General features: G+C 72.8%; 9 protein-coding genes and 1 pseudogene. 9 read left to right on the top strand and 1 reads right to left on the bottom strand.

Features of this window, described 5'->3' with window-relative positions:
• The 8 genes and pseudogenes from AB0J68_RS17730 to AB0J68_RS17695 all read left to right on the top strand — a co-directional run.
• Nucleotides 1-397 (top strand): annotated as a pseudogene (locus AB0J68_RS17730) (hypothetical protein); the annotation flags it as partial.
• Between the two features lie 16 nt (nt 398-413).
• On the top strand, nt 414-818 hold the full coding sequence (locus AB0J68_RS17725) for a roadblock/LC7 domain-containing protein (protein WP_007460021.1): 405 nt from the start codon (nt 414-416) through the stop codon (nt 816-818).
• A 38-nt stretch (nt 819-856) separates the two neighbouring features.
• The gene (locus AB0J68_RS17720) at nt 857-2,050 is read left to right on the top strand and encodes an ABC transporter substrate-binding protein (protein ID WP_354862127.1); all 1,194 of its coding nucleotides are present in this window, start codon (nt 857-859) and stop codon (nt 2,048-2,050) included.
• On the top strand, nt 2,047-2,943 hold the full coding sequence (locus AB0J68_RS17715) for a branched-chain amino acid ABC transporter permease (protein ID WP_363939425.1): 897 nt from the start codon (nt 2,047-2,049) through the stop codon (nt 2,941-2,943). The genes AB0J68_RS17720 and AB0J68_RS17715 overlap by 4 nt, the downstream gene beginning before the upstream one ends.
• Nucleotides 2,940-3,968: a branched-chain amino acid ABC transporter permease gene (locus tag AB0J68_RS17710; RefSeq protein WP_363939423.1), complete on the top strand. Its 1,029-nt coding sequence runs from the start codon at nt 2,940-2,942 to the stop codon at nt 3,966-3,968. The genes AB0J68_RS17715 and AB0J68_RS17710 overlap by 4 nt, the downstream gene beginning before the upstream one ends.
• A complete protein-coding gene (locus AB0J68_RS17705; protein ID WP_354862132.1) occupies nt 3,965-4,708 on the top strand; it encodes an ABC transporter ATP-binding protein in 744 nt (247 codons plus the stop codon). Before AB0J68_RS17710 ends, AB0J68_RS17705 begins: the two co-directional genes overlap by 4 nt.
• Nucleotides 4,708-5,478 (top strand): ABC transporter ATP-binding protein, encoded by a 771-nt coding sequence (locus tag AB0J68_RS17700; protein WP_354862134.1) that lies wholly within the window; start codon nt 4,708-4,710, stop codon nt 5,476-5,478. Before AB0J68_RS17705 ends, AB0J68_RS17700 begins: the two co-directional genes overlap by 1 nt.
• A 33-nt stretch (nt 5,479-5,511) precedes the next feature.
• Nucleotides 5,512-6,315 carry a methyltransferase gene (locus tag AB0J68_RS17695; protein WP_363939420.1) on the top strand — a complete coding sequence of 268 codons (804 nt, stop codon included), beginning with the start codon at nt 5,512-5,514 and terminating at the stop codon, nt 6,313-6,315.
• Between the two features lie 121 nt (nt 6,316-6,436).
• On the opposite strand, the gene AB0J68_RS17690 is transcribed toward AB0J68_RS17695, so the two are convergent.
• Nucleotides 6,437-7,414, bottom strand: coding sequence for an NAD(P)-dependent oxidoreductase (locus tag AB0J68_RS17690; protein ID WP_363939418.1), 978 nt, complete (start codon nt 7,412-7,414; stop codon nt 6,437-6,439).
• 488 nt (nt 7,415-7,902) lie between these two features.
• Between AB0J68_RS17690 and AB0J68_RS17685 the strand changes: the two genes are divergently transcribed.
• Nucleotides 7,903-10,438: biotin carboxylase N-terminal domain-containing protein (locus AB0J68_RS17685; protein WP_363939417.1), on the top strand; the 2,536-nt coding region annotated here is incomplete at its 3' end.

Genomic DNA, 10,438 nt, shown 5'->3' with positions numbered 1-10,438 from the left:
GGCGCGGACCCTGCCGGCGGCGCCCGTGTTCCGCCCGACGCCCAGCGCGGACCGCGGCGACGCGCCGACCGAGGAGCTGCTCATCTTCGACCAGGTCAACCACTGGTTCCACGCCGATGTCGTCGACGCCTCCGACGGCCGGCAGTGGTCCAGCCCCGCCGACGACGCCTGGCGTACCGCCGCGCAGGCGCACACGCCCGACGTGGCCGCGACCACCAACTCCGGCCTGCCCAAACGACAGCCGCAACGGCACCTGGTGCCCGGCGGCGTCACCGTGGCGCAGCAACAGCAACGCTCCGAATACCGGGACCCGGCCCAGGTCGCCAGCGCGATGGCCGCGTACGCGCGCGGAGTGGCGGCCCGCCGGCGCACCCCGATCAACCTCGGCAACTCATGACCGACAGGGAGAGCACGTGACCGACCACCAGGACCTCGGCTGGCTGCTGGACAGCTTCGCCGAGCGCGCGACCGAGGTCAGCCATGCGATCGCCATCTCCAGTGACGGCCTGATGGTGGCCGCCACCCGCGACCTGCCCCCGGACCGGGCCGACCAGCTCGCCGCGACGGGCAGCGGCCTGGTCAGCCTGCTGCGCGGCGCGGCGGCCTTCTTCGACGCCGGGGCGGTGATCTCCAACGTCACCCAGCTCGAAGGCGGCTTCATGTTCTCGATGGCCTTCAACGACGGGGCGTCGCTGCTGGTGCTCGCCGCGCCCGAGTGCGACGTGGGCAAGGTCTCCTACGAGATGACGGAGCTGGCCAACCGGATCGGCGACGCGCTGACCCCCGCGGCCCGTGCGGCGCTCGCCCGCAGCCGCTGACCCCACCGACAGACCCCTCCCCTTCCCCTGGAGACGACATGTCCCTCACCACCCCTGCGCGCAGCCGTGCCCTCGCCGCCGTGCTGCTCGCGCTCGTGCTGACCGTCAGCACAGCCTGCGCCGACGACGAGCCCGGCACGACCGGCGGCGGATCCATCAAGATCGGTCTGCTCGCCTCGCTGTCCGGGACGTACCAGTCCGTCGGCAAGGAGATCCGCGACGGCTTCGAGCTGTACCTGGACACGCACGACGGCAAGCTCGGCGGCCGGCAGGTCGACCTCGTCGTCGCCGACGAGGGCAACGGCGCCGCGACCGCCGTGCCGGCGGCGACCAAGCTGCTCAAGCAGGACCGCGTGGCCGCGCTCACCGGCATCGTCGGCGGCGGTTCGGTCGCCGGCGTCTACCCGCTGCTGCAGGAGACCAAGGTCCCCCTCGTCGGCTCCAACGGCCGACCGGAGATCAAGGACGTCACCCGGGTCTGGCACACCTCGTACCTCTCCGACGAGCCGGGCGCCGCGATCGCCCAGCACGTCCGGGACAACGTCAAGGGCTCGGTGTACGCCATCGGCCCCGACTACCAGGGCGGCTGGGACGAGCTGCGCGGCTTCACCGAGGCGTTCGCCAAGGCCGGCGGAACGCTCGCCAACCCCGACGGCAAGACCACCTTCACCCCGTTCCCGGCCACCACCAACTTCACGCCGTACTTCGCCCGCATCAAGGCCTCCGGCGCGCAGGCGGTCTACACCTTCTACGCCGGCAGCGCCGCCGTCGACTTCGTCAAGCAGTACGCGCAGTCCGAGATCAAGGACGTTCCGCTGTACGCGGCGGGTTTCCTCACCGAGGGCGGCGTGCTCAACGCGCAGGGCGAAGCCGCCCGGGACATCTTCTCGGTGCTCAACTACTCCCCCGACCTCGACAACGCCGAGAACCGGGGCTTCGTCGCGGCGTGGAAGGCCAAGCACGACGGGTCGCCGACGACGTACGCCCTGGCGTCGTACGACGCGGCGGCGGTGCTCGACCGGGCCATCGGGGCCGCCGGGAGCGACCCGACCCCGGAGGCGATCAACGCGCAGATCGGCAAACTCGGGCAGGTCGCCAGCCCGCGCGGCGCGTGGCAGTTCTCCACGGTCACGCACTCGCCGGTGCAGAAGTGGTACCTGCGTCAGGTCCGCCAGGACGGCCGGGCGCTGTCCAACACCGTCGTGGGTGACCTCGCGACCATCGGCCGGTGATCACGGTGGCGGCCGGCCCGAACCGGATCGACCCGTACGTCATCCCGGCGCTGGACGGTGTCGCCTACGGGCTGCTCGTCTTCGTGGCGGCGGCGGGCCTGGTCTTCTGTTTCGGCGTCGCCAACATCCTCAACCTGGCGCACGGCATGCTCTACGCGATCGGCGGCTACACCGCCGCGGCGCTGTTCGACGGCGGCTGGGCGAGTCTGGCCCTGGCGCTGGGTGTCGGCGTGCTGGCCGCCGCCGCGGCGGGGGTGCTGCTCGCCGGCCTGCTCACACCGGTCGCCACCGGCAACCACCTCACCCAGGCGCTGCTGACCTTCGGGGTGGCGCTGGCCGGCGGCAGCCTGCTCGTCGCCGGCTTCGGGCCCGACGATCCGCAGGTCCTGGTGCCCGCCGCCCTCGACGGGTCGGTGGCGGTCGCCGGGCACCGCTACGCGGCGTACCGGCTGGTGTTCATCGTGGTGGCCGCGGCGCTCGCGGCCGGGCTCTACCTGACGGTGCGGCGGACCCGGGCCGGGATGCTGGTCCGCGCCGCCGTGGACGACGCGGAGATGGTCGCCTGCCTGGGCGTGAGCCCCGCGCGGATCAGGGTGGGTGTGCTCGCCGCCGGTGGCGCGCTGGCCGGCGCGGCCGGGGTCCTGGGCGCCCCCATCATCGGTCCCGGCGCGGACACCGCCGACACGGTGCTGCTGCTCTCGCTGGTGGTCGTCGTCCTCGGCGGCCTCGGATCCATGGTGGGCACCCTGCTCGCGGCGCTGGCGATCGGGGAGATCCAGACCCTGGGCGTGGCGCTGCTGCCGTCGGCCGCCCCGTTCCTGCTGTTCGCCGCCATGGCCGCCGTACTCGCCGTGCGGGCACGGGGCCTGGCCCTGCGGTGGGCGGCGACGTGAGGGACGAGGTGATCCGCCGGGTACGCGTCGCCGTCGCGACGGTCGTCCTGGCCGGCCTGGTCGTGGCGCCGTGGGTGGTGGACGACTACACCGCGGCGATCCTCGCCCGGACGCTGGCGCTGGGCCTGGTCGGGGTGAGCGTGGCGCTGCTCACCGGTGTCGCCGGCATGCCCACCCTGGGCCAGACCGCGCCGTACGCCGCAGGCGCGTACGCCAGCGCCGTGCTCGGCAGCCAGGTCTCCGACGTCGGCGTCGTGCAGGTCGCCGTGGCGGCGCTCGCCGGGGCGACGCTGGCCGCCGTGACCCTGCCGCTTGTCGTCCCGGCCCGGGGCGTCATCGTGCTGATGATCACCCTGGCCGTCGGTGAGCTCGTCGTGACCGTTCTCGGGCGTTGGCGGTCGGTGACCGGCGGCACCGACGGCCTGGCCGGCATCGATCCGATCCGTCCACTGTGGGGCCTGCCGATCCTGGCCACCGACCAGGCCCGGTATCTCTACACGCTGGTCGTCGTGGCGGCGCTCGTCGGCGCGGTGCTCCTGCTGCTGCGGACCCGGGTCGGGTTGCTGCTGCGCGCCGGCCGGGACGACGAGATGCGGCTGCGGGCCAGCGGGCACCGGGTGGGGCTGTACCTGTCCGGCGCGCACGTCGCCGCCGGGGCGATCGCCGGCGCCGCCGGCTCCCTGCTCGTCGTCGCCCAGCGGTACATCTCCCCCGCCGACTTCGGCTTCGACACCTCCGCGCTGCTCCTGCTCGGCGTCGTCATCGGCGGCACCGCCTCGGTCGGCGGCGCCCTGGTCGGGGCGGCGCTCGTCATCGCCGTACGCGACTGGTTGTTCGGGGTGCTGCCCGGTCACGCGCCGCTGGTGCTGGGCGCCCTGTTCGTGGCGACGGTGTACCTGCTGCCCACCGGCGTCACCCGGGTCCGCCGACCGCACGGCAGCCCACGACGACCGATCCCCGCGCCGGGCCACCCGGACGCGGCACCCACCCCCGACCGCGGCCCGACGTCGGAGCTGCGCGTATGAACTGCCTGCTCAGCGCCGAGAAGATCAGCGTGCGGTACGGCTCACTCGCCGCGCTCACCGACGTCGACCTGTGCGTGCACGACGGTCAGCGACACGCCCTGATCGGGCCCAACGGGGCCGGCAAGACGACCCTGCTCAACGTGCTCGGCGCCACGACGCGGCCACAGCGCGGCACGGTGCGCTTCGCCGGCCGCGACGTCAGCCGGCTCGGGCCGGCGGCACGGGCCCGCCGCGGCATCAACCGGATCCACCAACGACCCGCGGTCTTCGCGACGCTCACCGCGACCGAGAACATCGAGGTCGCCGCGCTGCCCCGAACGATCCGGCGGCGCAGGTGGTGGCCCGGTGGGACTCGGGACGCGGCCCGCCAGCGCGCCACCGGGCTGCTCGACCAGCTGGGCCTGTCCGACCTCGCGACGGTGCCCGCCGGTCACCTCGCCCACGGCCAGCGCCGGCAGTTGGAGATCGCGATGGCCCTCGCCGGCCGTCCCCGCCTGCTGCTGCTCGACGAACCGGCGGCCGGGCTGTCGGCCACCGAGGTCGGCCGGCTGGCCGAGCTGCTGGCGGCGCTGCCCCGGCAGGTCGCCGTGCTGCTGGTCGAGCACCACCTCGACCTGGTGTACGCCCTCTGCGACACCGTCACCGTGCTGCGCGACGGCCGGACGCTGGCCGCCGGCACACCGGACGAGATCCGTACCTCGCCGCTGGTGCGGCAGGCCTACGCCGACGGGGTGTCCTGATGCTGTACGTGGAGCGGCTCTGCGCCGGTTACGCCGGGGGAATCGTGCTGCACGAGGTGACCCTGCGGGTACCGCCGGGCAGCATCCAGGCGGTGGTGGGCCGCAACGGGGCCGGCAAGAGCACCCTCGTGCACACCATCGCCGGGCTGGTGCGCGCCTCCAGCGGCCGCATCGAGATCGGCGGCGTCCACGTGGCCGGACGGCAACCCCACCGGGTCGCCCAGTCCGGCGTCGGTCTCGTCCCGCAGGGCCGGCGGGTCTTCTCCCGGTTGACGGTGGCCGAGCACCTCGTCCTGGCGGCGGCGCCGTGGCGGGCCGCGACACCCGGCGGCGAGGGCTGGACGGTGCCCCGGATCCTCGAACTGCTGCCCCGGCTGGCGGTCCGGCTGCGGCACCGCGGCTGCGAACTCTCCGGCGGCGAGCAGCAGATGCTGGCCATCGCCCGCGCGCTGCTCGGTCAACCACGGGTGCTGCTGCTCGACGAGCCCTGTGAGGGGCTCGCCCCCGACCTGGCCGCGCGGGTCCGCGACCTCATCGGTCACCTGGCCGCCGGCGGGTTGACCGTGCTGCTCGTCGAACAGCAGCTCCGCCACGCGCTGGAGATCGCCGACCGGGTCGCGGTGCTGGAGTACGGCCGGGTGGTCTACGACCGGCCGACCGCCGAGGCGCGCAGCGACCCGGGCCCGCTGGAGGCGATGGTCAGCATCGCCGCCACCGGGCCACCCCCGGCCACCCGATCGACCCCTCGGCTCTGGGCCGACACCCCGTAGGTCACCCGATCCCTCTCGGAGAGGCAGAAGACGATGGCGACTCCCACAGGCGATGCCGCGTACACCTTCGACAACGGCGCACCGGACGCGGTCCCGCAGATGCGGGCGCTGGAGTCCTTCCTGGACCCGATCACGATGCGCCGCCTGGCCCGCCCGGTCCTGCGCCTCGGGTCGGCCTGCTGGGAGGTCGGGGCCGGTGGCGGCTCGATGGCCCGACGGATCGCCCGCGCGGTCGGCGCGGACGGCCGCGTGCTGGCCACCGACATCGACCCCACGCACCTGCGGGCGGAGGGCAACCTGAGCGTACGCCGGCACGACGTGCGCACCGAGCCCTCGCCCGGGGACGCGTTCGACCTGATCCACGCCCGTCTGGTGCTGCTGCACCTGCCCGAGCGCCGACGGGTCCTGCGCACCCTCGCCGGCGCGCTGGCGCCCGGCGGCTGGCTGGTCGTCGAGGAGTTCGACTGCACCACGCCGGTGCGGGTGCTGAACGCGCCGAGCGACGACGCGGCGAAGCTGTTCGCGCAGGTGATGGACACCATGATGGGTGTGCTGCAGGACCACGGCGCCGACCTGGGGTGGGCGCAGGACGTGCACACCGAGATGACGCTCGCCGGCCTCACCGACGTCGACACCATGACCCACTCGCAGAGCTGGGCGGGCGGGTCGACCGGCACGTCGCTCTACGAGACGAACTCCCGTCAGTTGGAGCCGGACCTGCTGGCGGCGGGCCTGACGCCCCAGCAGCTGAACGCCTTCCGTCGACTGACGCGCGAGCCCGCGTTCGCCGTCATGTCGTACCACTTCGTCTCGACGCGCGGCCGTCGGGCCGGTTAGGTCCCCGGTGTGGCCCGCAGCCGGTGTGCGTGGCGGGCCACACACCGCCTGAAGCGTCCTAGGAAAGATCTGCGGCGTCGTTGGCGGGGTTCAGGTGCGCGATCGGGTACTCATGACGTCTTTACAGCTTGCCGATGAGCGGGTTCTCCACCGACAGTTTGCCGTGTTCGATAAGCCAGCTCACGGACTCGAGGATCGCGTCTTCCGGTTCCCAGGCGGGTGCGTAGCCGAGGAGGGCGCGGGACTTCTCGATGGACAGCACGTGGTTGCGCTGCAGGTGGCCCCAGCTGTCTTCGGCGAACTCGGGCGTCGTGATGCTGCGGAACTCATCCCAGGTGATTGATTCGAGTGTCGCCTGCTGTCCGAACCAGCCGGCCGCGATGGTGGCGTAACCGCGCACGTTCAGTGCGTGTGCGGCAACGGCGTGGAAGTCTTCGCCTGCCGCGGCGTCACGGTGGGTGGCCGCGAGCTCGAACACCTGCGCGACGTCGTCGGCGTGCACGTGATGCATCGATTCGGCGCCGCTGCCGGGGATGCGCAGAGTGCGACCGGCGGAGATGTCCGCCCAGGTCTCGGGGTTGGTGTTGCCGAGCACACCCGTCGGGTGCCATCCGGGTCCGACGATGTGACCCGGGTGCACGGAGGTCGTCACCAGGCCGCCGCTCGCGGTTTCCCGTTTGAGGTACTGGGCGATCATTTCCTTCTGGGTGCCGTACTCGTCGATGGCGGGGGTGCCTTCGCCTTCGCTGATGGGCAGCTTGATGCTGGGGCCGTACCGCCACAGCGATCCGCAGTGCACGAGGTGGCCGACCTGGCCGCGGATCGTTTCGACCAGGGCGGTGGTGCTCTCGATGGTGAAGCTGAGCAGGTCGATGACGACGTCGGGGTGCTGCGCCAGGACGGTGGCTCCGAAGGTGCCATCGATGTCCTGCTGCTCGCGGTCGACCACGACCTGCGTGACCTGTTGCCACTCGGGGCTGTCGGAGTACGCCTTACGGGTTCCCCGGCTCATGCTGGTCACGTCGTGGCCGGCGCGTACGAGGCGGGGAACGAGAAAGGTACCGATGTGGCCGCTGCCACCGACGACGAGTACGCGCATGATGATCCGTTCGTTCAGAGGGGCCGGCATGTAAGGGCGGGGTCGCCGCGAATTGAGCGCTTCGGCTCGGTCCGGATCAGGTGAGGTTAGGCAGAGAGCGACTCACGCGCCCGCTGGTCGATGTGCTCCGTGCCGGCCCGTGCGCGACGACTCTGCAGGAACTCTCGCACGTCATCCCGGTGACTCACCCCTCCACGCTACGACTGGGCGGTACGGCGTATGCAGGCCAGCCGAGCCGTCCCGGCGGCAATGGAGAAAAGGTGGCAAACACCCCGAAGGTGACGTCTGGGCATTCACGCCGAGGATCGGGCGGAGATCGACGCCCGCGGCTCGACAGCCAAAAAGTTTTGTTGGGTTCCTACAACACAGCGACGGTTGGTTCGGCGGTTGCGCCATGGCGCTGTCCGTCCGGAGCCGGAAAAGTGACCACTGCCGGGAGCCGTCGACGTCCGGCACGCACATCATGGTCTACCAAAGGGGTCAGTCGGGTGTTCAACCGTGTCGCCATCGTCAACCGTGGTGAAGCCGCCATGCGGCTCATCCACGCGGTCCGAGAGCTGGCCGCGGAGACGGGCAGCCGGATCGAGACGGTCGCCCTCCACACCGACGTCGACCGCACGGCCACCTTCGTGCGCGAGGCGGACATCGCGTACGACCTCGGTCCGGCGTCCGCCCGCCCGTACCTGAACCTGGCGACGCTGGAGCGCGCCCTGACCGAGACCGGCGCCGACGCCGCGTGGGTCGGTTGGGGCTTCGTGGCCGAGGATCCGGCGTTCGCGGAGCTGTGCGAGAAGATCGGGGTCACGTTCGTCGGGCCGAGCCCGGAGGCCATGCGCCAGCTCGGCGACAAGATCGGCGCGAAGCTGCTCGCCGAGGAGGTCGGCGTGCCGGTCGCGCCGTGGAGCCGCGGCGCCGTCGAGACCCTGGACGCCGCCCGGGCGGCGGCGGCCGAGATCGGCTACCCGCTCATGCTGAAGGCGACGGCCGGCGGCGGCGGGCGCGGCATCCGCGTGATCACGAACGAGACCGAACTCGCCGACGCGTACGAGCGCACCAGCCAGGAGGCGGCGCGGGCGTTCGGCAGCGGCATCGTGTTCCTGGAGCGTCTGGTCACCGGCGCCCGGCACGTCGAGGTCCAGGTGATCGCCGACGGCCAGGGCGCCGCGTGGGCGCTCGGCGTGCGCGACTGCTCGGTGCAGCGGCGCAACCAGAAGGTCATCGAGGAGTCGGCCTCGCCGGTGCTCGACGCGTCCCAGGCGGCCGAGCTGAAGACCTCGGCGGAGCGGCTCGCCGTGGCGGTCGGCTACCGGGGCGCGGCGACCGTCGAGTTCCTCTACCACCCCGGCGACCGGCTGTTCGCGTTCCTGGAGGTCAACACCCGCCTGCAGGTCGAGCACCCGATCACCGAGCTGACCACCGGATTCGACCTGGTCAAGGCGCAGCTGCACGTCGCGTCCGGCGGCCGGCTCGTCGGCGAGCCGCCGGCCGAGCGGGGGCACGCCATCGAGGCCCGGCTCAACGCCGAGGACCCCGACCGGGACTTCGCGCCGTCACCGGGGCGCATCGCGCGGCTGGACCTGCCCGCCGGCCCGGGCATCCGGGTGGACACCGGCGTGAGCGAGGGCGACACCATCCCGGCCGACTTCGACTCGATGATCGCGAAGATCATCGCGTACGGGCGTGACCGCGACGAGGCGCTCGGCAAGCTGCGCCGGGCGATGGCCAACACCACGGTGATCATCGAGGGTGGCGCGACGAACAAGAGCTTCGTGCTCGACCTGCTCGACCAGCCCGAGATCATCGACGCCAGCGCCGACACCGGCTGGATCGACCGGGTCCGGGGCGAAGGCCGACTCGTGACGCACCGGCACTCCGCGGTCGCCCTGGCCGCCGCCGCCATCGAGTCGTACGAGGAGGAGGAGCGCGCCGAGCGGCAGCGGCTGCTGTCGACCGCCGCCGGTGGCCGCCCGCAGGTGCAGCACGCCAGCGGCCGGCCGCTGGACCTCAAGCTGCGCGGGGTCACCTACCGGATGCGGGTGGCGCGGATCGGGGCGCACCGGTTCCGCGTCGGCATCGAGGCGGGCGGCGCCGAGCGCACCGCCGACGTCGAGCTGGACCGCTTCGACCGGCACACCGGCCAGATCGTCGTCAACGGCATCCGGTACCGCCTGCTCACCGGCACGCACGGGCCGACCCACCTCGTCGAGGTCGACGGTGTGACGCACCGGGTCAGCCGCGACGAGGGCGGCGTCCTGCGCTCCCCCATGCCCGCGCTTGTCGTCGCCACTCCGCTGGAGGTCGGCGCCGAGGTCGAGGCGGGGGCGCCGGTGCTGGTGCTGGAGGCCATGAAGATGGAGACGGTGCTGCGCGCGCCGTTCAAGGCCCGGCTCAAGGAGTGCGCCGTCTCGGTGGGCAGCCAGGTGGAGGCGGGCGCGCCGCTGCTGCGGCTGGAACCGCTCGCCGACGAGGCCACCGAGACCGCGGCCGGCCCGAGCGTCGCCAGCGTCGAGCTGGACCTGCCCGCCGCCGACGACAACGCGGGGGCGTACGAGCGCAGCCGGCGCGGTCAGGAGGATCTGCGCGGCCTACTGCTCGGTTTCGACGTGGACCCGCACGACGACCGCCGGGTGCTCGACGACTACCTCGTGGTGCGACGGTTGGCCGCCGAGGACGGGCACCGACCGCTGGCCGCCGAGGTGGACCTCGTCGACGTGTTCGCCGACCTGGCCGAGCTGAGCCGGAACCGGCCGACCGGCGAGGACGGCGGCGCCCACGTCCGCAGCGCCCGGGAGTACTTCCACACCTACCTGCAGAGCCTCGACGTGGAGCGGGCCGGGCTGCCCGACGCCTTCCAGGCCAGGCTCGCCAAGGCACTGAGCCACTACGGCGTCACCGACCTGGAGCGCTCCCCCGGCCTGGAAGCCGCCGTGTTCCGGATCTTCCTGGCCCAGCAGCGCGCGTCCGCCGACGCCACAGTCGTGGCGTCGCTGCTGCGCGAGTGGCTGCGGGAGACCCCGCCGGACG

Origin of the sequence: Micromonospora sp. NPDC049580, from assembly GCF_040675595.1 — a bacterium.
Classification (GTDB): domain Bacteria; phylum Actinomycetota; class Actinomycetes; order Mycobacteriales; family Micromonosporaceae; genus Micromonospora.
Note: the sequence above shows the minus strand (reverse complement) of the source record. Positions and strands in the feature narration are given on the sequence as shown.